General features: G+C 70.9%; 20 protein-coding genes, 1 other RNA gene and 1 pseudogene. 8 read left to right on the forward strand and 14 right to left on the reverse strand.

Annotated features, from left to right (window positions below):
• Positions 1-58: 58 nt before the first annotated feature.
• Positions 59-727, reverse strand: a complete 669-nt coding sequence (locus tag OHN74_RS11585) for a TetR/AcrR family transcriptional regulator (protein WP_327694478.1) — start codon at positions 725-727, stop codon at positions 59-61.
• 169 nt (positions 728-896) lie between these two features.
• Here OHN74_RS11585 and OHN74_RS11590 point away from each other — a divergent pair, with 169 nt between their 5' ends.
• From OHN74_RS11590 to OHN74_RS11600, 3 genes are all read left to right on the forward strand, one after another.
• Positions 897-2,411 carry an MFS transporter gene (locus tag OHN74_RS11590; RefSeq protein WP_327694479.1) on the forward strand — a complete coding sequence of 505 codons (1,515 nt, stop codon included), beginning with the start codon at positions 897-899 and terminating at the stop codon, positions 2,409-2,411.
• A gap of 160 nt (positions 2,412-2,571) precedes the next feature.
• A complete protein-coding gene (locus OHN74_RS11595) occupies positions 2,572-2,922 on the forward strand; it encodes a type II toxin-antitoxin system Phd/YefM family antitoxin (protein WP_327694480.1) in 351 nt (116 codons plus the stop codon).
• Positions 2,919-3,488 (forward strand): Fic/DOC family protein, encoded by a 570-nt coding sequence (locus tag OHN74_RS11600; protein WP_327694481.1) that lies wholly within the window; start codon positions 2,919-2,921, stop codon positions 3,486-3,488. Before OHN74_RS11595 ends, OHN74_RS11600 begins: the two co-directional genes overlap by 4 nt.
• A gap of 339 nt (positions 3,489-3,827) precedes the next feature.
• Here OHN74_RS11600 and OHN74_RS11605 read toward each other — a convergent pair whose 3' ends face one another.
• Positions 3,828-4,598 (reverse strand): dienelactone hydrolase family protein, encoded by a 771-nt coding sequence (locus OHN74_RS11605; RefSeq protein ID WP_327694482.1) that lies wholly within the window; start codon positions 4,596-4,598, stop codon positions 3,828-3,830.
• 51 nt (positions 4,599-4,649) lie between these two features.
• Entirely contained in the window at positions 4,650-5,147 is a 498-nt protein-coding gene (locus tag OHN74_RS11610) for a hypothetical protein (protein ID WP_327694483.1), read from the reverse strand.
• Between the two features lie 397 nt (positions 5,148-5,544).
• Between OHN74_RS11610 and OHN74_RS11615 the strand changes: the two genes are divergently transcribed.
• Entirely contained in the window at positions 5,545-8,556 is a 3,012-nt protein-coding gene (locus OHN74_RS11615) for a helix-turn-helix transcriptional regulator (RefSeq protein ID WP_327694484.1), read from the forward strand.
• A gap of 120 nt (positions 8,557-8,676) precedes the next feature.
• Here OHN74_RS11615 and OHN74_RS11620 read toward each other — a convergent pair whose 3' ends face one another.
• From OHN74_RS11620 to OHN74_RS11640, 5 genes and pseudogenes are all read right to left on the reverse strand, one after another.
• Positions 8,677-9,588, reverse strand: coding sequence for a calcium-binding protein (locus OHN74_RS11620; RefSeq protein ID WP_327694485.1), 912 nt, complete (start codon positions 9,586-9,588; stop codon positions 8,677-8,679).
• 690 nt (positions 9,589-10,278) lie between these two features.
• Positions 10,279-10,694, reverse strand: an RNA gene (gene rnpB, locus OHN74_RS11625) — RNase P RNA component class A.
• A gap of 115 nt (positions 10,695-10,809) precedes the next feature.
• Positions 10,810-11,592, reverse strand: a pseudogene (locus OHN74_RS42875) (DMT family transporter); the annotation flags it as partial.
• Positions 11,589-12,452 carry an AraC family transcriptional regulator gene (locus tag OHN74_RS11635; protein WP_327694487.1) on the reverse strand — a complete coding sequence of 288 codons (864 nt, stop codon included), beginning with the start codon at positions 12,450-12,452 and terminating at the stop codon, positions 11,589-11,591. The gene OHN74_RS11635 and the pseudogene OHN74_RS42875, both read right to left, overlap by 4 nt.
• A gap of 54 nt (positions 12,453-12,506) precedes the next feature.
• Positions 12,507-14,051, reverse strand: a complete 1,545-nt coding sequence (locus tag OHN74_RS11640) for an RNB domain-containing ribonuclease (RefSeq protein WP_327694488.1) — start codon at positions 14,049-14,051, stop codon at positions 12,507-12,509.
• Positions 14,052-14,161: 110 nt separating this feature from the next.
• Between OHN74_RS11640 and yaaA the strand changes: the two genes are divergently transcribed.
• Together yaaA and eda are read left to right on the forward strand one after the other, a co-directional pair.
• Positions 14,162-14,947 (forward strand): peroxide stress protein YaaA, encoded by a 786-nt coding sequence (yaaA, locus tag OHN74_RS11645; protein WP_327694489.1) that lies wholly within the window; start codon positions 14,162-14,164, stop codon positions 14,945-14,947.
• Between the two features lie 154 nt (positions 14,948-15,101).
• Entirely contained in the window at positions 15,102-15,761 is a 660-nt protein-coding gene (gene eda, locus OHN74_RS11650; RefSeq protein ID WP_327694490.1) for a bifunctional 4-hydroxy-2-oxoglutarate aldolase/2-dehydro-3-deoxy-phosphogluconate aldolase, read from the forward strand.
• On the opposite strand, the gene OHN74_RS11655 is transcribed toward eda, so the two are convergent.
• The 3 genes from OHN74_RS11655 to OHN74_RS11665 are packed head-to-tail and all read right to left on the reverse strand — an operon-like array spanning position 15,736 to position 18,594.
• A complete protein-coding gene (locus OHN74_RS11655) occupies positions 15,736-16,902 on the reverse strand; it encodes a bifunctional RNase H/acid phosphatase (protein ID WP_327694491.1) in 1,167 nt (388 codons plus the stop codon). The two genes, eda and OHN74_RS11655, sit on opposite strands and share 26 nt — an antisense overlap.
• Before the next feature lie 52 nt (positions 16,903-16,954).
• A complete protein-coding gene (locus OHN74_RS11660) occupies positions 16,955-17,698 on the reverse strand; it encodes a zinc ribbon domain-containing protein (RefSeq protein ID WP_327700076.1) in 744 nt (247 codons plus the stop codon).
• Complete coding sequence (locus OHN74_RS11665) at positions 17,695-18,594, reverse strand: Nif3-like dinuclear metal center hexameric protein (RefSeq protein WP_327694492.1); 900 nt, start codon at positions 18,592-18,594, stop codon at positions 17,695-17,697. The genes OHN74_RS11660 and OHN74_RS11665 overlap by 4 nt, the downstream gene beginning before the upstream one ends.
• Before the next feature lie 249 nt (positions 18,595-18,843).
• Between OHN74_RS11665 and OHN74_RS11670 the strand changes: the two genes are divergently transcribed.
• A complete protein-coding gene (locus OHN74_RS11670; protein ID WP_327694493.1) occupies positions 18,844-20,148 on the forward strand; it encodes a hypothetical protein in 1,305 nt (434 codons plus the stop codon).
• 97 nt (positions 20,149-20,245) lie between these two features.
• Positions 20,246-20,413, forward strand: coding sequence for a hypothetical protein (locus OHN74_RS11675; protein WP_327694494.1), 168 nt, complete (start codon positions 20,246-20,248; stop codon positions 20,411-20,413).
• 77 nt (positions 20,414-20,490) lie between these two features.
• On the opposite strand, the gene OHN74_RS11680 is transcribed toward OHN74_RS11675, so the two are convergent.
• From OHN74_RS11680 to OHN74_RS11690, 3 genes are all read right to left on the reverse strand, one after another.
• Entirely contained in the window at positions 20,491-21,429 is a 939-nt protein-coding gene (locus tag OHN74_RS11680) for a 3-oxoacyl-ACP reductase (RefSeq protein WP_327700077.1), read from the reverse strand.
• A gap of 42 nt (positions 21,430-21,471) precedes the next feature.
• Positions 21,472-22,548 (reverse strand): Zn-dependent alcohol dehydrogenase, encoded by a 1,077-nt coding sequence (locus OHN74_RS11685; protein ID WP_327694495.1) that lies wholly within the window; start codon positions 22,546-22,548, stop codon positions 21,472-21,474.
• Between the two features lie 72 nt (positions 22,549-22,620).
• Positions 22,621-23,481, reverse strand: coding sequence for a MaoC/PaaZ C-terminal domain-containing protein (locus OHN74_RS11690; protein ID WP_327694496.1), 861 nt, complete (start codon positions 23,479-23,481; stop codon positions 22,621-22,623).
• Between the last annotated feature and the right edge of the window lie 302 nt (positions 23,482-23,783).

Consider the following 23,783-nt stretch of genomic DNA (forward strand, 5'->3'; position numbering starts at 1 on the left):
ACTTCAGCCGAGTACAGCCACGACCAAAACGACGACAACAGCAACCACAACACGGACGTCAGGGGCGGCTGCCGGAAGTCACCGTCGCGAGCAGCCCGTTGATCACCAGAGTCGCCAACGTCTCTGCGGTGGCGACGAGTTGTTCCGGTGTGGCGGGGTGGGCCCTGCCCAGACGCCGGGCCAGCGGGACATCGATCATCCCGGCGATGGGCGGGATGATCGTGAAGAACAGAACGTCCATCGGGATGGGCGCCATCCGCCCGGCGGCCACCAGCCGGTCGATGCTGGGCACCAGGGTCTCCAGGGTGGGCCCGATGTAGTGCTCGTAGAGGTAGTCCAGCCGCTCGGTGTCCCGGGAGAGCTCGTCGACGAAGAGCCGACTGAGCTGCGGGGTGTCGACGGACGTCAGATAGAGACCGGTGATGATCCGACGCAGCCGCTCGGCGTCATCGGCCACGGGCTCCTCCAACGGCAGCTGGGCCAGCTGAGCCCCCAGCGCGAAATCGACCACCGCGCGCCAGAACGCCGCCTTGGACCCGTACCGGTCATTGATGAAGTTATGACTGACACCCAGTCGCCGGGCCAGCTCACGGGCGGAGGCCCGGTCGTATCCCAGCTCGGCGAAGGCCTCAAGCCCACGCTTCAGGATGTTCTCCTCGTCGGGCACGGCCCGGGTGTCGGCGCCGGGCCGCCCCGGCCGCCGCGCGGATTCGGCTGTAGCTCCCATGTCATTGCCTCCCGGACTGCCGACTGACTGACCCAAGAACACCATACTTGACGCCTGTCAGATTAAAGGTAATCTGACACCTGTCAGGAGAGCTCGATCGACACACCCTCCGGCCCCACAGCGCCACGGCCGCCTCTCCTCCCCTTTCTCACCTCCCTCGGAGTTCGCCATGTCCAAAATCTCCGCAGCAGACAAACCCGACGAGGCCACCGAGCCCACTCTCCAACCACCGGTGGAGGCACCTCCCCGCCACCGCTGGTGGATTCTGGCCGTCATCGGCGTGGCCCAGCTCATGGTGGTCCTGGACGCGACCATCGTGAACATCGCGCTGCCGTCCGCCCAGCAGGACCTGGGCTTCTCGGACGGCGACCGCCAGTGGATAGTCACCGCCTACGCCCTGGCCTTCGGCAGCCTGCTCCTGCTCGGCGGCCGGATAGCCGACCTGTTCGGCCGCAAGATGACCTTCCTGGTCGGCCTGGTCGGCTTCGCCGCCGCTTCCGCCGTCGGCGGGGCGGCAGGCAGCTTCGAGATGCTCGTCGGCGCCCGCGCCGTACAGGGCCTGTTCGGCGCACTGCTCGCGCCCGCGGCCCTCTCCCTCCTCACCACGACATTCACCGACACCAAGGAACGCGCCAGGGCCTTCGGCGTGTACGGCGCGATCGCCGGCGCGGGCGGCGCCATCGGCCTGCTCCTGGGCGGCGTACTGACCGAGCACCTGGACTGGCGCTGGACCCTGTACGTCAACATCGCCTTCGCCGCGGTCGCCTTCACCGGCGGCGCGATCCTCCTCAAGCGCACCACACGGGACAGGACCTCGAAGATCGACGTCCCCGGCGCGATACTCGTCTCGTCCGGCCTGTTCGGCCTGGTCTACGGCTTCTCCAACGCGGAGAGCCACGACTGGAGCTCGGTGCAGACCTGGGGCTGGCTGGCCGCGGGCGCGGCGCTACTGGCCGCGTTCACGTGGTGGCAGACACGCGCGAAGCACCCATTGCTCCCCCTGCGCGTCCTGCTCGACCGCAACCGCGGCGCGTCGTTCATCTCGGTCCTGCTGCTGGGCGCGGGCATGTTCGGCGTCTTCCTCTTCCTGACGTACTACCTCCAGCAGTCCCTGGGCTACACGCCCATCGAAACGGGCCTGGCCTTCCTCCCGATGATCGCCGGGCTGATGCTCGCCTCGACGGTGGCCACCACGGTGTTGGTCCCCCGTGTCGGCCCGAAGCCGATCGTCCCGCTGGGCATGGGCCTGGCCGCGGCAGGCATGGTCTGGCTGACGGGCCTCGACCTGACCAGCGGCTACGCCGGCGACATCATGCCTCCGCTGATCGTGGCGGGGCTGGGCCTGGGCCTGGTCATGGCTCCGGCGATGGCCCTGGCCACGGAAGGGGTGCGGGCGGAGGACGCGGGGGTGGCATCGGCGGCCGTGAACACGATGCAGCAGATCGGTGGATCGCTGGGCACGGCGCTGCTGAACACCCTTTCCACCAGCGCCGTCACGAACTACATCGACGGCCGAAACCCCAAAGACCCGGCGGTACTTGCCCAGGCGGGCCTGGAGGGGTACTCCACGGCTTACTGGTGGTCGGCGGCGTTCTTCGCGGTGGGGCTGGTGGTCAGTGCCGTGCTTTACCGGCGGGGGGTGCCAGTGGCGGATCCGAACGCGGCACCGGTCGTACACATGTGAGACGGGCGGGGCTTGAGCGGGATCGGGTTGCTCGGCGGTTGTGGAACGCCGGGCAACCTGATGCCGTTGATGGAATGCCCTGGTTTCGAACTGCCCGCGAGCCTGGAATCCGTACTAGAATCTGTACAGAATCAAGACTCTATATGGGTACGGTGACAGCATGCAGATCCCCGAGGTCGTGACCGTCAGCGACGCGCGCACCAGACTGTCGCGGATCCTGACCGACCTGTCGGAGTCCGGTGCGGATGCCGACCCGGTCCTGATCGGCGCCCACCGGAAGCCCCAGGCCGTCCTCCTCTCCGTCGAGGCTTTCGAGGCACTGAGCGGCCGGGCCGCGCGACGTACGGCCGTCGCCTCGGCCACCGGCTCCATCGCGGCAGAGGGGCTCCACGCCTCCGAGGCCTCCGACCGCGACACCGAGGCGTACATCAAGGGTGACGTCGACGCGGACACCCTGGTCGCCCGCGCGATCGCCCGCCACCAACAGACCGCGGAGCGACGAGCAGGGTGAACGATCCGTACGCCATGCCCAACGGCGTGCTGCGCAACAAGCTCGGTATCACCGACGATCAACTGCTCGCGGCAGCGGAGGCGGACATCACCCGGGCGCGCCTCGTCCTACTCGCCGAACGACCCCTGCCCGGCACGTACGACCTGGACCACCTCCAGGCGTTCCATGCCACGATCTTCGGCGACATCTATCCCTGGGCAGGCGAGTTGCGCACCGTGAACATCGCCAAGCGCACACCGTTCTGCCCGGCAGGAAACCTGGTGCCCTACGCCGGAGAGGTCTTCGGCCGCCTCGCCTCGTCCGGCCACCTACGGGATCTCCCCCGGCAGGAATTCGTCGTCCAACTCGCCGCACTGTACGGCGACCTGAACGTCCTCCACCCCTTCCGCGAGGGCAACGGCCGCACCCAGCGAGCCTTCCTGACCCAGCTCAGCGCCGACGCGGGCTACGACCTGAACTGGTCGACCCTGGACCCTCAACGCAACGAGGACGCCTCGGTGAAGAGCTTCCTCGGCGACAACAATCTGTCGGAGCGGCTGCTCGACGAGCTGGTCACCGCGAGCTGACGCCCACCACTCCGGCTGGCGAGGAAGCTCTGAACAGGACGTCGCCCCTTGGGAACAACCACTTGGAACTGCACTTCGTGCATGTTTCCCAGGGGCTGGTGGCGGGCGTCGGCGGATCCGCTGCAGGGGCATGCCGGACAGCGGGGCCCGGCTTCAATTCCCGAGCATTGAATCGCCTCGAAGACCCGCTCGAAGACCCGCTCGAAGACCCGGCGGCACCCGGGCCCGGGTGCCCGATCTCGCCGCCGAGGGGCAGCTCGGGCCCCGCACCGGGGCGATGCCGTCCGTGTCCGGCCTGATCGTGCTGGCCGACAGAGCACGGGGCACCGCCCCTGCTCCTCACGTCCCCAACGCCCCGTCGACGCCATCCCCTTTGAGGTGCGTGGCGAAGAAATCGTCGATGCGTCGCCACGCGTCGACGGCGGACTCCGGGTGCGGCCTGATTCCGGCGACACGCATCAGCGGACGCAGCACGCGCGGCCCGACCTCGGCATCGTTCAGGAAGGAGTGCCCGGCCTCCGGATACTCCTTGACGTCGTGGACGACGCCGAGCCGGTCGAGCGACGCCTCCAGACCGGAGGCCGCCCCCTTCAGCGTACGGTCGCGGGCCCCGTAACTCGCGACGACGGGACAGGAACCGGTGAGCGCCTGTTCGAGATGCCTGGGCGGGCGGCCGTAGTTGACGGCGGCTGCGGCGTAGTCGCCGCCCACGGCGAGGAGGGCGAAGGAACCGCCCATGCAGAAGCCGATGACGCCGATCCGCCCGGTGCAGTCGGGATCCCGGGCGAGGTGGGTGCGGGCAGCCTCGATGTCGTGGAAGGCCCGGCCGCGTCCGGACAGGGCGGCCCGGAAGGTCGGCACCAGGCAGCGTACGGCCCCTCCGTCGGTGAACAGGTCGGGCATGACGACGAGGTACCCGGCTCCCGCCAGCCGCTCCGCCTGGCGGTGCATCACGTCATTGACGCCCAGCGCCTCATGGATCACCACGACACCGGGCCAGGGGCCCGGCCCGGCGGGCCGGGTGAGATGGCCGGTGAGCCGACGGGAGCCACCGCGGGCGGCGCTGAGCCCGCTCAGATCGACGGCGACGGTGGTGGTCGTGGGGGACAAACTCTCCTCCAGGGGAGGTCTGGGGGCGGGGGTGGCCGGAGTGAGTGAGGCCTACGGTGCGATGAAGGGCTGGAGGCGCTTGCGGTAGTCCTTGGGCCACACTTCGTTGTAGTACTTGTCCTTGCCCTCGCCCTCCGAGGTGAAGATGTACACCGGGCACTCGTCGGACTTGGCCTCACCTGTGTACTCGTACAGTTCCTCTCCCGTCCGCGATTCGACCACGCTCAGCCGGTAGGAGGTGTTGTACGTGCGTATCTTCAGCGGCTTGCCGTCATCGGTCTCCATGGCGCACACCTTGCCGGTCGGGGTCGACTTGGTGCGTTCGACGCAGACGACCAGCTCGGCTTCGGCGGGCTTGTCCGCGTAGCCGAGGATCCAGCCCCTGGGGAAGTCGCCGGAGGGCGGCTCGGACTGTGACCAGCTGTCGCCGGGGTTGTTCATGAGCACCGCCGGATGCACGGTCTTCTTCGTACGGTCGTAGGCGGGCATCCCCGCGTAGCCGAGCCCGTCCGTGCACACGCGCTCCAGGTCCAGGGCGGACGCCGGCACGTCCGGCCCCTCGGCTGCCGAACCCGTCGAAGGCGACGTGCCGGCACCCCCTCCCGCTCCCGGGCTTCCCGTGAGCGACGAGCATCCGGACAGGACCACAGCCAGAAACCCGGCGGTGACCAGAATCGAAGACCTTGAAGACATGGGTATCCGCCCGTCGAAGAAAGAACAGCAGCAGGGCATGTCCCCCTCCCCCGGACATGCCCTGTCCCCCCACCTGCTGGGAAGAGAATGCCGTGCGCCTGCTGCCGGGGGCATGGGGGAAGAGCCCCCATCTAGTTGTGCGTCCCCTGTGACTCGTGGGCACTACGCTGTACGGACTCGAAGGAGCATTCGAAGGGGCGGCCGGGACATCCCGGAAGAAGGCGAAGAAGGCAAGAAGGCGCAGGGGGCCCAGGTGTCGTTGTCGTCACCGGCACTGGTCGGCAGAGGACCGGAGCTGGACCTTCTGACCGAGGTGGGACGGTCGGCGGGCGAAGGGCGGGGCTCGTCGGTGTTCGTGCTGGGCGAGCCGGGTATCGGCAAGTCGCGCCTTGTGGAGGAGGCCGTGGCCGCTGCCGCGCGCACCGGGTCACGGGTGCTGCGCGGGCGGGCCGCGTCGGCCGGGCGCGCGGTGCCGCTGCGCCCGCTGGCGGAGGCCGTGTTCTCCGGACTGCGGGGTGAAGGGGCGCCGGTGGACGGGGACTTGGGCCCCTACGAGCCGCTGCTGTCACGGCTGTGCGGGCTGGCGCCGCAGGACGGCGCGCCGCTGGTGGGTTACGCCGAGGCGGTGCTGCGGCTCCTGGGCGTCCTCGGACGTACCCATGGCTGCGTACTGGTGCTGGAGGACCTGCACGACGCGGACGCCGACACGCTCACCATCGTCGACTACCTCACGGACAACCTCCCCGGCCAGCGGGCCACCCTGCTGGCCACCCTGCGCGCTGTGCCCGGACCGGCCCTCGACCTCGCCGAGGCCGCGGTATCCCGCCGTGCGGCCCGCACACTGCGCCTGGCGCGCCTCGGGCCCGCCCACACGGCGGAACTGGCCGCCCGCTGCCTGGGCCACGACGACGCCGACAAGGTACCGGCGGCCGTACTGGACCGCCTGCACGCCGTCTCCGAGGGCGTCCCCTTCGTCGTCGAGGAACTGCTGCGAGCCATGGTCGACAGCGGCGACCTCGTCCGGACGCGGAACGACGGCTGGACGGTGACCGGCGCGGTGAACGCCGGCGTACCCACGACGGTCGCCGCCGCCGTCCTGCAGCGCGTCGACCACCTTGAGCCCGCCGGGATCGCCCTCCTGGAGGCAGCCGCTGTCCTGGGCAGGCGGTTCCCCGTGGACGTGGCCGCCCGTGTCGCCGAACTCGACCGGATGACGGCGCTCCGCCAGCTGAGGCATGCGGCACGGGCCGACCTGGTCGCCGACGGCGCCACCACGGAGCAGCCCGGCTGGCACTCCTTCCGCCACGCCCTGACCGCCGACGCCATCGCCCACCGGCTGCTGCCCGCCGAGCGGGCGGCGCTCTGTCTCGCCGCCGCCGACGCCATCGAGGCCGCCGACGCGGCGGTGCCGGAGCCGATCGTTCCCCGCCCCGAGCAGGGCGGGGAGCCCCGAGGTCTGCTCGGCGGCGGCTCGGGCGACGACCTGTACCGCCTGGCCGCGGAGTTGTGCGTCGCCGGCGGGCAGCCGGCCCGGGCGGCCGCGCTGCTCACCCGGGCCAGTCGGCAGGCGGTCTTACGGGGCGCGCTGCTGACCGCGGTGGAACTCCTCGACCGTGGCCTGGAACTGACCGCCGATGCCACGGACACACCGCCCGAGACAGTGGCCCGGCTGCTGGAGGAACTGCTGGGGATACTCGTCCTGACGGGCGACGTCCAGCGCGTCCCGGAGCTCGGCGATCGGCTGGACCAGGTCCTGATCGCGTGGGGCGCGCCCGCCGCCCGGCGCGCCGCGGGCTTCCTGACCCGGGCCCGGGCCGCGGCCACCGCACAGCAGTGGGAGGAAGGCCTGACCGCCGTGCGCCGGGCACGGGAACTGCTCGGCGCCGAGCCCGACGCGGCGTCCCGGGCCGCCCTGGACGCCGTGGCGGCGCACCTGGTGCTCGGCTCACAGCGCCCGGACCGGCTGGAGAGCGCCCGGGCCCTGGCCGAAGGGGCCCTGGCCGCTGCCGAGGCGGTCGGGCTGCCGGAGGCGAGCTGCAAGGCGCTGAACATCCTCGGGTACTGCCTGCGGCCCCACGACCTGGCCGAGGCGGAGAAGGTGTTCGAACGCCTGGTGTCCACGGCCGAGACCCATGCCCTGCCGGTCTGGCGGATACGCGGCCTGCTGGAACTCGGTGCGCTGGACCGGATCCGGTTCACCGGCACCGATCGGCTGCTGGCAGCACGGAAGGCGGCCGAGGAGACCGGTGCCGTGCTCCTGACGGCCTCGGCCGACACGCATCTGGCGCAGGCTCATGTGCTGCGCGACGACCTCGACGGGGCCCTGGAGTACGCCGAGCGGCTCCGCACGACAGCCGGCAGGCTGCGGCTGCGCGAGGTGCAGCTGATCGGTGTCGCGATGGACGCCGTCATCGCCGCCTCCCGAGGCGAACGGGAGAAACTCCAGGCCGCGCTGCACGTTCTGGAGACCGCGTTGGCCGGGGGGAGCGCCGGAGCGGTCTGGGGCTACGCCGACACCTCGGTGTGGGGCTGGGCCCGGGGCGTGTGTTCCCTGCTGCTGGAGGAACCCGACCGTGCCATGGCCGAGTTCACGGAGGCGGACCGGACCATGCGGGCACTGCCCAGCACCCGCGGGGTCATCGGTTTCCTCGGCCCGTACCTGCTCCTGCGCACCGTACGGGGCGCGGCCGGCTGGGCGGAGCTGGACGGCGGGGTCGCCGACCGGCTCACCCAGGTCCACTGGGACCGGCCTTTCGTGGGATGGTCCCGGGCCGTGCTGCTGGGCCGCGAAGGCCGGGCCGCCGAGGCCGCCAAGGCGGCCGAGGAAGCCCTGGCCGGTACCGACACCATTCCCATGGCCCGTCACCTGTGTCTGCGCCTGGGTGCCCAGGCGGCGCTCACCGACGACTGGGGGCAGCCTGTCGAGTGGCTGCGCAGCGCCGAGCAGTTCTTCCACGACCGGGGCACGACACGGATGTCGGCGGCCTGCCGCGCCCTGCTGCGGGACGCGGGCTCTCCCGTGCCCCGGCGGCGCCAGGGCCATGACACGATTCCGCCGGAGCTGCGGCGAACGGGGGTGACCGCCCGGGAGTACGAGGTGCTGCGCCTGCTCGGCCGCGGGCTCGGCAACCAGGAGATCGCCCAGCAGTTGTTCCTTTCGCCCCGCACCGTCGAAAAGCACCTGTCGAGTCTCCGCAACCGCACCGGCCAGAGCAGCCGGACCGCGCTGCGCGGCCTGGCTCGCCGGTACGCGGACGGGAGTTGACTCCGGCGCGGCCGGCGCCGGCACCTGACGTGGGCTGACCGCTGACCGCACGGGATCATTCCGGTATATGCGTGAATCGGTCCCGCGCATATACCTGGATCGGTCCCGTGCGGCGTTTGCTCACGCCTCGCAGAGACTCTTGGTGTCCCCGGTGTCGGCGGTGCAGGTGTCGGTGTTGGCGCCCCCGTCGACACTGTCGTTGCCCACGATGTTGTCCACGCCGTTCAGGGTGTCGTTCCCGGGACCGCCGACCAGGGTGTCCGCGCCGGTCCGGCCGCTGCTGGACGGGACGAGGTCCCCGGTCAGGTTGTCGTTGCCCGCCCCGCCGACCAGCCGGTCGTTGCCCCCGTAGCCGAGCATGGTGTCGTTCGACGCGCTCCCGGTGATCGTGTCGTTGAACTCGCTGCCGTAGATGATCTCCACGTCGGTGAGGACGTTGTCGCCCTCGCCGCCGGCACCGTCGTCGGCGGAGTTGTCGATGTCGACGACGACCCCTGAGCCGCTCTCGAAGTAGCTGGCGATGTCGGAGGTGCCGCCCCCGCCGCTGAGCGTGTCGGCGCCTGCGCCGCCGATGAGGAGGTCGAAGGTGGGGCCACCGTTGAGAGTGTCGTTGCCCGCCCCGCCGTTGAGGATGTTGCTGCCCGGGCTGGGGCCGCCGCCGATGATGTCGTTGCCCGACTCGCCCTTCAGGTTGCCCCGGACATTGCCGGTCTTGGTGATCCGGTCGTTCAGGTCCCCGGCGTTCACCACCACCGTGGCGAAGCTGCCGACCTGGCAGGCCACCGATCCGTTGATCTGAGCCGAGCAGCCGGTGCCGGCCGTCAGGGTGGCGGCGGTGTCCTGAACGACGACGAAACTTCCCGACAGGGAGACCGTGATGTTGTTCGCGACCCCCGACCCCGCGTTGACGATCACATCACCCCCGCTCACGGACACCCCTGTGGCCGCGCTCGCGGGCCCCGCGGTCAGGGTCACCGCGGAACCGGCCAGCGCGGCGACCATCAGAACCCGGAGTAACGCTTTTCTGCCCATCGACTTCCCCTCGGTTGCGCACGCGTGGTGACGTCGTGCTGAAACGTGGTCACCAATGTGCCCACCTCCTACACCGGGCGCATGAGGGAAAGTCCCCCAATTACCTCGTGGCCCTCGCCGCGCAGCCGGACGCCGGGACGGCGGGCCACACGGGGCGTCCCTCACGCCATCCGACGTCGCACCCGACTCACGCAGGCGTCCGCCCGCCTACGCCCGATCCGAAATCTCCCCCTGGCTCGGCTCGTCGGCTGCCATGGACGGTTCCGAGCCGCTCCCGTGCCCCTTCCTCAATCCGGGCTGTGGCCACTGGTTACGTGCGAATCATGACCATGGTGTCGCCGCGTAGGTCGACCTCGACCTGGTTGCGCATCCGGCCAGAGGGACGGCGCCTGCTGCGCCTCCCGCGGTGCGGGGTCCCGCCATGACCCACAAGCAGCTCCCGCCCCACACACGCTCCCGAGTGGCACGACCCGCGCCATCCGCGAGACGCTGCGCCGCTCTTCGCGCACCGAGGTCTCAGCGATCAGGACGAGTGCCCGCAGTGGCCGCGTAGGTGGCTACCTTCATGGCTACGTTCACAGCTGCGCGTACCGGTTCGAACCGGTACGGACCGAGGTCTGACGAAGTCCTTCGACATACGAAGAAAGGGCCCCTGACCAGCAATTTATCCGGTCATAGGGCCCTTGGCGGCAGACGAGTCGGGCTGTACGCCGGGTTCTGTCGCCCGACTGCCTCGCGGCGGCCGGGGAGACGGCCATCCATCTAGGGCCGGCGTTGCCGCCGGCCTCGTGCGGTCTACCCGGGGACTCGGGCGGGCAGCCCTCGAACGTCCTCGCAGAAGCGCTGCGTATCCTTACCAGCGCTTCCTTTTGACCTTGCTCCGGGTGGGGTTTACCTAGCTGCCCAGGTCGCCCTGGGCACTGGTGGTCTCTTACACCACCGTTTCACCCTTACCGAGGACCGAGGTCCCAGGCGGTTTGTTTTCTGTGGCACTTTCCCGCGGGTCACCCCGGGTGGCCGTTAGCCATCACCCTGCCCTGTGGAGCCCGGACGTTCCTCGGGGAGCGCCCCCGAAGGGGAGTCCACGCGGCCGTCCGCCCGGCTCGTCTGCCGTGTCGACCATGCTACCGGGCGTCCGCCCCGACGCGGTCCAGTGGCCGTCGCCAGGACGGACCCCGCCAGGATCAGGGCGAAGGCGGCGAGGATGCCGGCCGTCAGCGGTTCGTCCAGGAACACGGCGCCCGCCGCCACCGCGACCGCCGGATTGACGTACGTGAACACCGTGGCCCGGGTCGGGCCGACCTCCTTGATCAGCTCCAGGAACGCCACGAAGGCGAGGGCCGTACAGACCACGCCCAGGACGGCCAGGGCGGCCAGCACCTCCCCGGACGGAAGCGCGGGCGGGCGGGTGATCACCGCTGCCGGGGCGTACACCAGCGCCGCCAGCGCCAGGCACGGCGCCGTGAGGTGGAGCGACGGGACGTCCTTCAAATGGCGTGCCGCTATCAGCGGGGCCGTGGCATAGCCGACGACCGTCAGCAACACCTCAGCGAGCGACCGCGCGTCGCCGCCCGTCAGGTGCGGGACGGTCAGGACCGCGACACCCGCCAGACCCAGGGTCAGGCCCGTGAGCCGCCGGGCTCCCAGCCTCTCCGTGCTGCCGAAGAAGCGGGCCAGCGCGAGCCCGACTATCGGCACCCCCGCAATCAGCAGGCCCGCCGTGGAGCTGGAGAGATGGCGTTCCGCGTCCGTCAGGGTCCACCACGGGCCGATGATCTCGATGACCGCGAAGGCCAGCATCGGGCGCCAGTGGGTGCGGATCGTGCGCGGGAGTCCGCCCTGGCGGATCGCGAAGGGGAGGAGGAGCGCCGCGCCCAGCACGCAGCGCGTGAACACCACCGTCGACGGGGACAGGTCCGCCTCCACCGCCACCTTGATCAGCAGATACGGGATGCCCCAGACCACTCCCATCAGGGAGAACAACAACCAGCCGCGTGCAGTCATGCGGGCAAGTGTCGGGTGCCTCCCCGTCCGCCGTCTTGAACGCTGTTGCGGTACGCCGCCGGGGTCACGCCCATCACACGCCGGAACCAGCGGGTCAGGTGCGCCTGGTCGGCGAAGCCGACGAGGGAGGCCACCTCGGCGGGGCGTAGACCGGTCTCCAGCAGAGCCCTGGCCCGGGTCACGCGGTGCTGGGCCAGCCAGGCGTACGGGGGTATGCCGACCGTCGTACGGAAGGCGCGCAGGAGTTGGTAGCGGGACAGGCCCAGGTCGGTGGCGAGGTCGGCGAGGGAGGGCGGGGCGGTCAGTTCGTCGGCCAGGCGGGTTCGTACAGCGTGGGCTATGCGGTCCGCGCCGGGGACGTTGTCCGGCGTCGGGCGGGCCGTGGAGTGGCGGCGGGCCAGTGCCGTGAGCAGCCAGGGGAGGCGGGATTCGGCCTCCAGGGGGTCCGGGCAGGTGCTCAGGTCGGTGTGTGCGGCGCGGAAGGCTGCGGCCAGTTCGGGGTCGTCGAGCAGCGGTTCGCGGAAGTGCGGGACGCCGCCGGTGGTGCCGTCCGTGAGGAGGGAGGTGTCGGCGTACAGGGCTCGGTAGGCGTAGCCGGAGGCGGTGTCCGGGCCGCCTGTGTGCATCTCTCCCGGGTCCAGTACGACGATCGAGCCGGGGCGGGGGCGGAGGCGGCCGCCTCGGTAGTCGATGACCTCGGAGCCGCCGACGCACAGGCCGACCGTGAACTCGTCGTGGGCGTGCGGGGCGTAGACGTGCCGGTCGAAGCGGGCGGTGAGCAGGTCCAGGGCGGGGCCGCGGCGGCCGAGTCTCGCTCTGGTCCACAGTGCCTGTTCGCGTGTGCCCCCACCTGCGTTCACGGTTCCACGTTACTTCGCGAGCGTCAGAGGAAGTCTGCCGTGTCGCGGCGACCGTCACGCCGGAGCGAACCGCACCCCCGCCACCCCCAGCTCAGCCCGCGTGAGCCGTACCCGCAGCCGCTCCCCCAGTGGCAGCGGAGCGCCATCGCCGTCGGACTCGATCCTTGCGACCACCGCCGGAGACTCCAACTGCACTGTTCCGACCGTCGGTTTGTGGTCCTCCACGTCCACCACGCAGCCCTCGAAGATCTCCCCCACCCGGTCCTTGAGCAGTGCCGCCTCGACGATGTCCACGCAGCCTCGCTCCACCGCGCCCGCCCGTCTGCCGCCCTCTCTCATCTCCTTGGGGAGGGTGTCCAGGGCTGCCGACACCCAGTCGGGCGTGGGTTGTTCGGCCACGGCGGCGAGGCAGATCTCCGAGGCGTACCGGTCGACCAGGCGGCGCAGGGGGGCTGTGCAGTGGGCGTAGGGGGCGGCTACGGCGGCGTGGGTGGTGAGTGGGGGGAGGTTGCCGTCGCGGAAGATCGTGTAGCCGGCGCCTCGTAGCAGGGTCGTGCATTCCTGGAGGAAGGCCGCGTGGTGGGGGCGGTGGGGGTCCAGGGAGCGGATCAGGGCCGCGTACGAGACGTGGTGCGGCCAGTCGATGTGCAGGGCCTGCGCGGTGCGGCGCAGACGGCCGACCTCCCCCAGTCTCGACTTCGCTCGACCGGGGGGACCCCCATCGTCAGGTGCCGCGGGGAGGGTCCGGAGGACTCCTGTGCCGTGCGTCAGCATCAGCTCTGCCGCCGCCATGCCCGTGAGGAGGGAGATCTGGGCGTTCCAGCCTTCGGCGGGGAGTGGTGCGCGGTAGGTGAGCGAGTACGTGCGAGCGCCCTCGCCCCTGTCCCCGTCCGTGTCCCTGCCCCCGCCTCCGTCTCCGTCTCCGTCTCCGTCCTCGACTATCTCCTGCTCCGGGACGTTCAGGGAGATGCCGCCTCGTTCCACCTCCAGGCGTTCCCTCGCCTCGCCTATGTCCTTGAGGAGGGCCAGCGGCTCTTCCGCCGTTCCGGCGTCCAGTTGGTGCTGCACGCCCTCGTAGTCGAGTTTCAACCGGCTGCGGACCAGGGCTCGGTGGACGTCCACGGCGACCGTGCGGCCGTCCGCGTCGAGGTCGATCGTCCAGAGGGCGGCCGGGCGGGTCCGGTCGGGGAGGAGGCTCGCGGCGTCCTCGCTGAGTACCGGTGGGTGGAGCGGGGTCTTCGCGTCCGGGAAGTAGAGGGTGGTGACCCGGCGGTGTGTCTCCTTGTCCAGCACCCCGCCCGGTACGACGAATGCCGCCACGTCCGCGATGGCGTAACGGACGCGGAAGCCGCCGTCGGGGCGGCGGGACAGGTGCATCGCCTGGTCCAGGTCCGTGGACGTGGGCGGGTCGATGGTGAAGAACGGGATGTCCGTGGCGTCGAGCGGCGGGACAGCGGGGGCCTTCGCCGCCCGTTCCGCCTCCGCCAGTACCGCGGGCGGGAAGCCTTCGGGGACGTCGAGTTCGGTACGCAGGGCGGTGAGGGCGGCCCGGAGGGGGGCTTCGGGGGCGCCGGTCACGCGTATGTGGCGGCGGGGCATGGAACGAGCGTAGGCACAATCGGGACCGCCCGCCTCATCACGTAGGCGAACCCGCCTCACCACGTAATCTGACGCGAGTCGACCTCGCGTACCCGTTTGGAGAACTCACCGTGCTTGTCCTGCTGCCTCCCTCCGAAGGCAAGGCCGCTTCGGGGCGCGGTGCCCCGCTGAAGCTGGAGTCGCTGTCCCTGCCGGGGCTCACCGCCGCTCGTGAGGCCGTTCTCGGGGAGCTCGTCGAGCTGTGCGTCGGGGACGAGGACAAGGCTCGTGAGGTGCTGGGGCTGAGCGAGGGGCTGCGCGGCGAGGTCGCGAAGAACGTCGATCTGCTCACCGCCGGAGCGCGGCCGGCCGGGCAGGTGTACACGGGTGTGCTGTACGACGCCCTCGACCTCGCCTCTCTCGACGCTGCCGCGAAGAAGCGGGCCGCGCGGTCGCTGCTCGTCTTCTCCGGGCTGTGGGGCGCCGTACGGGTCACGGATCGCATTCCCTCGTACCGGTGCTCGATGGGTGTGAAGCTGCCCGGGATCGGCGCGCTGGGCGCGCACTGGCGTGCTCCGATGGCCGCCGTCCTTCCCGAGGTGGCCGGTGACGGGCTGGTCCTCGACCTGCGTTCCTCCGCCTACGCGGCGGCCTGGAAGCCGAAGGGGGAGGTTGCCGGGCGGACGGCGACCGTGCGGGTGCTGCATGCGCCGACCCGGAAGGTCGTCAGCCACTTCAACAAGGCGACGAAGGGGCGGATCGTGCGGAGTCTGGTGAGCGTGGGGGCGGTGCCCTCCGGGCCGGGGGAGCTGGTGGAGGTGCTGCGGGATCTTGGGTATGTGGTGGAGGGGGAGGCTCCGCCCAGGGGGGCGGGGGCTGCGTGGGCGTTGGATGTGTTGGTGGACGAGGTTCACTGAGCGAGTCGCTCCGCGGGGAGGGGCGCTGGTTGTTCGGCGTCTGCTGCGCCATTGGGGCTTGTCGCGCAGTTCCCCGCGCCCCTTTGATCTCGCCCTATTGCAGCATGTGCAACGTTCATTGCGTGTGCTGTAGACCGGGGGCAGGATTGGGCGCATGTCCAGCTCCCCCGCGCCCTTCCCCTTGACCTCCGTTCTCGGTCTCGCGCCCGTCGTTCCGGTGGTCGTCGTCAAGGATCTGGCCGATGCCGTGCCGCTTGCCCGGGCGCTCGTCGCTGGGGGGCTGCCGGTCATCGAGGTGACCCTGCGTACGCCCGTCGCGCTCGACGCCGTCCGGGCTGTCGCCGACGGAGTTCCGGGCGCGGTGGTCGGTGTCGGGACCGTTCTCTCGCCGGGGCAGGTGTCCGACGCGCTCGACGCCGGGGCGCGTTTTCTCGTCAGCCCGGGCTGGACCGACGTACTGCTGGAGGCCATGCGGGTGTCGGGGCTGCCGTTCCTGCCGGGGGTGTCGACGGCGTCCGAGGTCGTCGCGCTGCTGGAGCGCGGGGTGCGGGAGATGAAGTTCTTCCCGGCGGAGGCCGCGGGCGGGACCGCCTATCTGAAGTCGCTGTCCGGGCCGCTCCCCCAGGCCCGGTTCTGCCCCACCGGGGGGATCGGTCCCGCGAACGCACCCGAGTATCTCGCGCTGCCCAACGTCGGTTGCGTGGGCGGGAGTTGGATGCTTCCGGCGGATGCTGTCGCCGCGCGCGACTGGCCCCGGGTCGAGACACTCGCCCGTCAGGCCGCGGGGCTCAGCGCAGGTGGGACGTGTCGTTGAAGAGCCGGACGCTCGCGTTGCCGTCCGCGTAGTACGCCACCGCCGAGAGGGAAGCCGCCGACAGCTCCATCCGGAACAGGGACTCGGGCGGGGCGCCCAGGGCCAGGCGGATGAGGGTCTTGATCGGGGTCACATGGGTGACCAGCAGGACCGTACGGCCCGCGTGGGCCGCGATCAGCCTGTCGCGGGTGACGGCCATCCGGCGTGCGGTCGCCGCGAAGCTCTCGCCGCCGCCCGTCGGTTCGGCCTTCGGGGAGGCCAGCCAGGCGTTCATGTCGTCCGGGTAGCGCTCGCGCACCTCGCCGAACGTCAGCCCTTCCCACGCGCCGAAGTCCGTCTCGCGCAGTCCGTCGTCGATGGTCACGTCGAGGCCGAGGCGCTCCGCGACAGCGGCGGCGGTCTGCCGCGTGCGGGTCAGGGGGGACGCGACGATCGCCTGGATCGTGCCGCGCCTGGCCAGGGACTCCGCAACCCGCTCCGCCTGGTCCCGGCCCACGTCCGAGAGGGACGGGTCGGTGCCGCCGCTGCCCGAGAAGCGCTTCTGGGGGGTGAGAAGGGTTTCGCCGTGGCGCAGGAGTACGAACGTCGCCGGTGGGCCGAGGTCCGCGGGCGCCGACCAGCCGGCGGCGACCTTCGTGGCGGCGCCGGTGTCCGCGTCAGCCGCCTTGGAGGCGGAGGTGGACCTTGCGTCCAGCTCCGCCGTCGACGTGGACGGCGACCACTGTTCGCCGCGCTTGCCCGCGTCCATCGCCTCGTTCGCCAAGCGGTCCGCGTGCTGGTTCTTCGCGCGCGGGATCCACTCGTACGTCACCTGCGCGGCGTCCGGGAACACCCGGGCCGCCTCCGCCGCCAGCGGTTTCATGTCCGGGTGCTTGATCTTCCAGCGGCCGGACATCTGCTCGACGACCAGCTTGGAGTCCATCCGGACGTGGACGGTGGCGGTCGGGTCCAGTTCGCGGGCCGCGCGCAGGCCGGCGACCAGGCCCCGGTACTCGGCGACGTTGTTCGTGGCGACGCCGATGTACTCGGCCGCCTCGGCCAGCGTCTCGCCCGTGGCCGCGTCGATGACGACGGAGCCGTAGCCCGCGGGCCCCGGGTTGCCCCGGGAACCGCCGTCGGCCTCGACGATGAACTCCCGCACGCCGTACACCCCTTACTGACCCGCAGAGCTGTTGTTGGTTCTATTTGGGGGGTTACAGACCCGACTCCGACGTGCGCACCAGGATGCGGCGGCAGTTCTCGCAGCGCAGGACGGCGTCGCGGGGGGCGGCCTTCACCTCGTTGACCTCGGTGATGTTCAGCTCCAGGCGGCAGCCCTCGCAGCGGCGCTGGAAGAGACGGGCGGCGCCGACTCCGCCCTGCTGCTGGCGCAGCTTGTCGTACAGCTTGAGGAGATCGTCGGGCACCGAACCCGCGATGACCTCGCGCTCCTTCGTCGCCGTGCCGATCTCGCCGGCGAGGGACTCGTACGCCGCCTCGCGCCGGGCGGTCGCGTCGTCGATCTTGCCCTGGAAGGCGCCGACCCGCTCGGTCAGCTCGGCGACCCGCTCCTGCGCGGACTCACGGCGCTCCATGACCTCCAGGACGATGTCCTCCAGGTCGCCCTGCCGCTTGGCGAGGGAGACGATCTCGCGCTGGAGGTTCTCCAGGTCCTTGGAGGAGCTGACGGCACCGGAGTCCAGGCGCTGCTGGTCGCGGGTGGCGCGCTGACGCACCTGGTCCACGTCCTGCTCGGCCTTGGTCTGCTCACGGGCGCAGTCGCTCTCCTCGGTCGTCGCGGCCACCAGCAGGTCGCGCAGCTGCGTGAGGTCCTTGGTCAGCGACTCGATCTCGGCGTGCTCGGGCAGCGACTTGCGCTTGTGCGCGAGCTGCTGGAGGCGTACGTCGAGGGCCTGGACGTCGAGAAGTCGGATCTGGTCGTCGGGCGCGGCGTTCAGTTGGGGGCTCCCAGTGCTTCAGAGGTGGTGGTGGACGCCGCGTGGGCGGTCCAGGGGTCGGTGACCGTGGCGGAGACGTGGACCCGAAGGCCCCATCCGTTCCGGTCGGAGATCTCGTCGAGCTGGGCTGCGGCCAGCTCGCACCAGGGCCACTCGGTGGCCCAGTGCGCCGCGTCGAGCAGCGCGAGGGGGTTGTGGGTGCCGGTTCCAGTGCCATGGGTGGCACTGTGGGCGCGGTCCGCGATGAACTCCGACGCCGGGTGGTGGCGGAGGTCCGCGGTGAGGAAGGCGTCGACACCGGCCGCGCGTACGTCGTCGAAGAGGCTGTCGCCGGAGCCGCCGCTGACGGCGACCGTGCGGACGAGGGCCTCGGGGTCGCCTGCGACCCGGATGCCCTGCGCGGTCGCGGGCAGCCGTTCGGCGGCTCGGGCGGCGAACTCGCGGACGGTCAGCGGATGGTCCAGCTCGCAGACCCGGCCGAGACCGCGCCGGCCGGCGGGGTCGGTGGGGTCCGGTACGAGCGGTCGCACGATCCGCAGGTCGAGGGCGCCGGCGAGGGCGTCGCTGACTCCCGGGTCGGCGCGGTCGGCGTTGGTGTGGGCGACATGGAGAGCGATGTCGTGCTTGATGAGGGTGTGCACGACCCGGCCCTTGAAGGTGTCCGCCGCGACCGTGGTCGTACCGCGCAGATAGAGCGGGTGGTGGGTGACCAGCAGGTCGGCGCCCAGCTTCACGGCCTCGTCGACGATGTCCTGGACGGGGTCCACGGCGAACAGGACCCGGGACACCTCCTGGTCGGGGTCGCCCGCGACCGTGCCGACCGCGTCCCAGCTCTCGGCCCGCTCGGGGGGCCAGAGGGCGTCCAGCGCGGCGATTACTTCAGACAGACGGGGCACGAGCGCAAGGCTACCTGGCTGTTCCGTACGGCTGAACCGGTGCGTCCGCCCCACTGCCGCCCCCACCTCCCTTCTCGCCTCTCCCCCCTCACCGCCGTACCCACCGCCGCCCTCGGTCCCGGTCAGCACACGCGCCACCGTTTCCTCAGGCGAATCGTTACTGGGCCACCCTTATGTGTGAAATGACCGCAGCCCGGTCCCCCGTCTGTACGTGCGAAAACTAGTTTCGTCGCCGGAGGTGACCGATCGATGACGGCCTGTGCGATCGAAGCGATCGAACCCATGGCGGAGGACGGGTCTTCCCCGAGGGCAGAGTTGGCGATCACTGCGGACGGTGCCTACGCGGCCCGGCTCGCGCGCAGTGGCGACTCCTGGTTCCCGGAGCGCTGGACGCTCGACGGGCCCGAGCCGTATGCCGTGCCGCTGCCCGGCAACCAGCCGGAGGAGCCCGGCACACAGGTGCTGCCGATGGGCGACGGGCGGGTCCTCATCCACCGTCCGGTCGACGGCCGGCACACCTTCGCACTCCTCTATCCGACGGGCCCAGGCACCGGCGAACTCCCGCTCGGCGCGGTCGAGTGCCCCGACCCCGGCACCCCGCTGCGGCTGCTGCCCCCGGCTCCGGGCGGCGACCGCGCGTACGCCCTCGCCGTGGGCCGGCGTTCCACGACGGTGTGGCTGGTGGCGGGCGGCGCCTTCGGGCCCGAGTACGTCACGGAGGTTCCCGGCCGCTGTTCGGGCGGGGTCTGGCTGGACCGCACGGGGCGGCTGCTCGCCCTGGACCGGGAGGTCGGGGGGCGCACCAAGGCGATCGTGGTCGATCTGGAGCGCGACGGAGAGGTGTCCGAGCTGCTCCAGATCTCGGCGGAGAGCAACGACCGGCTGCTGCTCGCGGACGCGGACAGCGGACTGCTGCTGATCGGTTCGGACGCGCCCTCGCCCGGCGGGCAGGAACGGTTGGGCTGGGGGGTGCTCGGCAGCACCCTGCCGGTGCGCTTCCCGGAGTGCCTGCGCGTCGACGGGTGCGCTCTCGCGCCGTTCGCGATCCAGCCGGGGCAGGTGCTGACGCCGGAGAGCTGCGGGGTGGCGTTGCGGGTGGACGGTTCGGCGGGGAGTTGGGTGGGGGTGTGGCGGCCCTCGGAGCGACAGGTGCGGCATCTTCCGGCGCCGGAGGGGTGGTTGTCGGGGGCCGGCCTGTGGAGCAGGGACGGGGAGCTTCAACTGCCGTACGTGACAGGGGAGACGCCGTGCGGGGTGGCTCGGGTGCGGGCCGAGAGACTCGAAGGGGACGAAAGATCCGAAGGATACGGAGGGTACGGAGGGGCTGCAGGGGCCGCGGCGTGCATGACGTCGGCGGAGTCGCAGTCGCCGTCGTCGTCACCCTCGTCGTCGGCGTCGGCGTTCGGGGCGGGGGCTGCCGTGGGCCCGGAACCGGTCGGTCCCGCGCCCGTCGTGGTGGCTCGGCCGGTGCCGTTGCAGCAGGCTCCGCTGGGGCGGCTCGTGACGAAGGCCGGGAAGCCCGGTAACGAAGTGACGAAGCTTGTAACGAACTAGTTCCGGTCGGCGTGTGCGGCTCGTGTCACCCCGAGTCGCGCTGGTTAAGATCATCCGGCTGTTAGAAGGATCATGTTGACGGGGTGAACACTTTCCGATGAACGACGCAAGCACCATGCAGCCGCTGTCCGCCGATGCCCATGAGGCCACGAGCCACCGCAACGGCTACGGCAAACACCGGGGTCCGGTCTCGGTCCACAACGACGAGACGACCCCGAACGGCCGTCACCGCAAGCCGTCCGAGCAGGCCGAGAACAGGGCCTGACGGCACATCGAGCAACTCACGGCCCCGCCCGGTCTGTTACGGGCGGGGCTGCTTTTTTCCGCTTCTTCTACGCGGTGTCAGCCGCGCTTGAGACCGAGTACCTCCGCCGCCGCGAACGTCTCCCCGGCGGGTCGCTGCGCGTAGTGCGGGGTGAGGAGAGCGTCCAGTTCGTCGTAGGTGAAGGTGTCCTGCTTGCTGTCGAACTTGGCGGCCACCCGCGGGCGTTCGACGACGGCGACCATCCCGCCGTGGACGACGAGCAGCTGTCCGTTGACGTGTTCGGCGGCCGGGGAGGCCAGGTAGCCGACGAGCGGAGCGACATGCTCGGGAGCGAGAGGATCGAGGCCGGCGTCGGGCTGCTCGAAGCCCTGGAAGACGTCCTCGGTCATACGTGTCCGGGCGCGTGGGCAGATGGCGTTCGCCGTCACGCCGTACTTGGCGAGGGCGAGGGCCGTGGAGGTGGTCAGCCCGACGATTCCGCCTTTCGCGGCGGCGTAGTTGGGCTGTCCCGCCGAACCGGCGAGAAACGCCTCCGAGGACGTGTTCACGATCCGCCCGTACACCGGTGCGCCGGTCGCCTTCGCGCGCTGCCGCCAGTGCGCGGCGGCGAAGTGGGTCGTGTTGAAGTGCCCCTTGAGGTGGACCCGTATGACGGCGTCCCACTCCCCCTCCGACATGGAGAAGACCATACGGTCGCGCAGGATGCCCGCGTTGTTGACGAGGATGTCCAGCTTGCCGAACTCGGCGATCGCCAACTCGACCAGTTCACGCGCCTGTTGGTGATCGGCGACGTCTCCGGTGTGGGCGGTCGCCGTACCGCCCGCCGCGCGGATCTCGGCGGCGACCTCCTCGGCTGGGGTGGCGGACGCCTCGCCGGAGCCGTCCCGGCCGGGCTGCCCGTAGTCGTTGACGACGACGGCCGCGCCGAGCCGGGCCAGTTCCAGCGCCTCGACCCGGCCGAGACCGCGCCCCGCGCCCGTCACGATCGCGGCAAGTCCCTCAAGCGGCTGCGACAGTGGCTGGGGCTGTGGCTGTGGCTGTGGTGACATCGGCGTCCTTCAGATCTCGATGCAGGTACGCAGCGCGGTTCCCGTGCGCATCTGGTCGAGGGCCTCGTTGATGCCGGCGAGCGGTACGCGGTGGGTGATGAGGCCCGCGAGGTCGACGCGTCCGGCGCGCCAGAGGGCGATCGTGCGCTCGTAGGACCGCAGGACGTCGCCGCCGCCGTACATGGACGGCAGGATGCGCTTCTCGTCGAAGAACAGCTCGAACATGTTGAGTTGGAGGTTGTCGTCCATGGCGCCCGCGCCGACGACGACCATGGTGCCGCCGCGTCGGGTGGTGTCGTAGGCGGTGCGGGCGGTGGTGGAGCGGCCGACGACCTCGAAGACGTAGTCGAACCCCTCGCCGCCGGTGAGCTGTTGCTTGGCGTCGGCCAGCTCTTCCGGTGAAACGGCCTTCGTGGCACCGAACTTGAGCGCGGACTCCCGGCGCGAGAGCACCGGATCGACGGCGACGATCTCGGCGGCGCCCTGGAGCCGCGCGCCCTGGATCGCGGAGATGCCGACGCCTCCGCAGCCGATGACGGCGACCGACGAACCGGCTTGCACATCAGCGGTGTTGATGGCCGCGCCGAGTCCGGTGGTCACCCCGCAGCCGATGAGGGCGGCGATGTCGAAGGGTACGTCGTCGGGGATGGGCACGGCACAGCCGGCGTCGAGGACGACCTCCTCGGCGAAGGTGCCGGTGCCTGCCATGCCGAAGATGTCGCCGCCGGGGCGCCGGAAGTTGGGGGTGCCCGCGTTCATGAACCCGGCGAGACACAGCTCGGTCTGGCCGCGCTTGCACGCCGGACACGCGCCGCAGGCGGGCAGCCAGCAGACGACGACCCGGTCACCGGCCTTCAAGTGGCTTACGCCCTCCCCGACTTCGAGGATCTCGCCGGCGCCTTCGTGGCCGGGGACGAAGGGCGCCGGCTGCGGCAGTACACCGCTCATCGCGGAGAGGTCCGAGTGGCACAGCCCGGTGGCCCGTATCCGGACCCTCACCTTGCCAGGGCCGAAACCCACGGCCTCGACGTCGTCCAGGACGTCGAGCTTGTCCTGCCCGATCTCGTGCAGTACGGCTGCGCGCATTGGTGCGGCTCCCTTCGGGGACCTACAGCGATGTACAGGTGTGTGCGGAGATGTGCGAATACGTGAGTGAGGTCATGCGTGTTCGACGACCGTGTCGGCCAGTACGGGCGCGTCCTCCCGCTCGACGGCGGTGACCGACACCTGGACGCGATCCGGTTCGTGTGTCCACATCCGGATGCGGAGGGTCTCCCCGGGGAACACGACCCCGGCGAAGCGGGTGCGGTAGGCGCGGACCCGGCCGACGTCCCCGCCGAGCACCGTGTCGACGACCGCCTTGAGCGTCATGCCGTAGGTGCACAGCCCGTGCAGGATGGGCCGCTCGAACCCGGCGCGGGCGGCGAAGTCGGGGTCGGCGTGCAGCGGGTTCCAGTCGCCGGAGAGCCGGTAGAGCAGCGCCTGGTCCTCCCGGACGGTCCGCTCGACGACCTTGGTGGGCTCGGTGTCGGGCGCCGGGAGCCGGTTCGAAGGCCCTCGGTCGCCTCCCCAGCCGCCCTCTCCCCGTACGAAGATCTGCGCGTCGCTCGTCCACAACGGCCCCTCGGCGTCGGCGACTTCGGTGCGCATGACGAGGATCGCCGCGCTGCCCTTGTCGTACACGGCGGCGATGCTCCCGGTGGCGCGCGCCTTCCCTTCGACCGGGATCGGGCGGTGCACTTCGATGCTCTGGCCGCCGTGCAGGACATGCGCGAGGTCGACGTCGACGCCCGGCATGGAGAGGCCGCTGATCACATCCGGGGAGTCGTTGCCGGCGACGGTGGCGAAGCTGGGCAGGACATGCAGCCGGGATTCGAGGGTGTAGCGCAGCTCACCGGGGTCGGTCGCGGGGACGCCGGCGCCGATACCGAGGTGGTAGAGCTGGACGTCCTTGCGACCCCAGGCGATCTCTGCGGACCGGGGTTCGGCGGCGACGGCCTTGGCGGCGTCAATGGGCATGGGGCTCCTGATCGACTCGACGGGCAACCGAGCGGACAACCGAATGGCCGACTCGGGGAACTGACAACCAGCTGTACTGAGACCTCGGTACGGTCGTCCGCACCGTCGGCCGCACCGAGGTCGATACGGGCCGACCTAGAACGCGTTCCAGTCCGGCGCCCCCTGTTGTATAGCCGAGCGGTCCTGAGTTGTGAATACTCCTGACGATGCGTCAGCTGTGTGGTCCCGGGCCGACAGGCACGCCGCACCGGGACATTTGTCCTGCCGGAGTCCGTACATCGGCATCTGCCCGGCGCGATCCT

It is taken from the genome of Streptomyces sp. NBC_00459 (assembly GCF_036013955.1).
Taxonomy (GTDB): Bacteria; Actinomycetota; Actinomycetes; order Streptomycetales; family Streptomycetaceae; genus Streptomyces.

Bases quoted from the DNA above. Each gene is read 5' to 3' on its own strand.
- OHN74_RS11590 (WP_327694479.1), top strand. From the start codon at position 897: ATGTCCAAAATCTCCGCAGCAGACAAACCCGACGAGGCCACCGAGCCC.
- OHN74_RS11670 (WP_327694493.1), top strand. From the start codon at position 18,844: ATGACGGCCTGTGCGATCGAAGCGATCGAACCCATGGCGGAGGACGGG.
- OHN74_RS11690 (WP_327694496.1), bottom strand. From the start codon at position 23,481: ATGCCCATTGACGCCGCCAAGGCCGTCGCCGCCGAACCCCGGTCCGCA.
- OHN74_RS11685 (WP_327694495.1), bottom strand. From the start codon at position 22,548: ATGCGCGCAGCCGTACTGCACGAGATCGGGCAGGACAAGCTCGACGTC.
- OHN74_RS11620 (WP_327694485.1), bottom strand. From the start codon at position 9,588: ATGGGCAGAAAAGCGTTACTCCGGGTTCTGATGGTCGCCGCGCTGGCC.
- OHN74_RS11640 (WP_327694488.1), bottom strand. From the start codon at position 14,051: ATGCCCCGCCGCCACATACGCGTGACCGGCGCCCCCGAAGCCCCCCTC.
- OHN74_RS11595 (WP_327694480.1), top strand. From the start codon at position 2,572: ATGCAGATCCCCGAGGTCGTGACCGTCAGCGACGCGCGCACCAGACTG.
- OHN74_RS11585 (WP_327694478.1), bottom strand. From the start codon at position 727: ATGGGAGCTACAGCCGAATCCGCGCGGCGGCCGGGGCGGCCCGGCGCC.
- eda (WP_327694490.1), top strand. From the start codon at position 15,102: ATGTCCAGCTCCCCCGCGCCCTTCCCCTTGACCTCCGTTCTCGGTCTC.
- OHN74_RS11675 (WP_327694494.1), top strand. From the start codon at position 20,246: ATGAACGACGCAAGCACCATGCAGCCGCTGTCCGCCGATGCCCATGAG.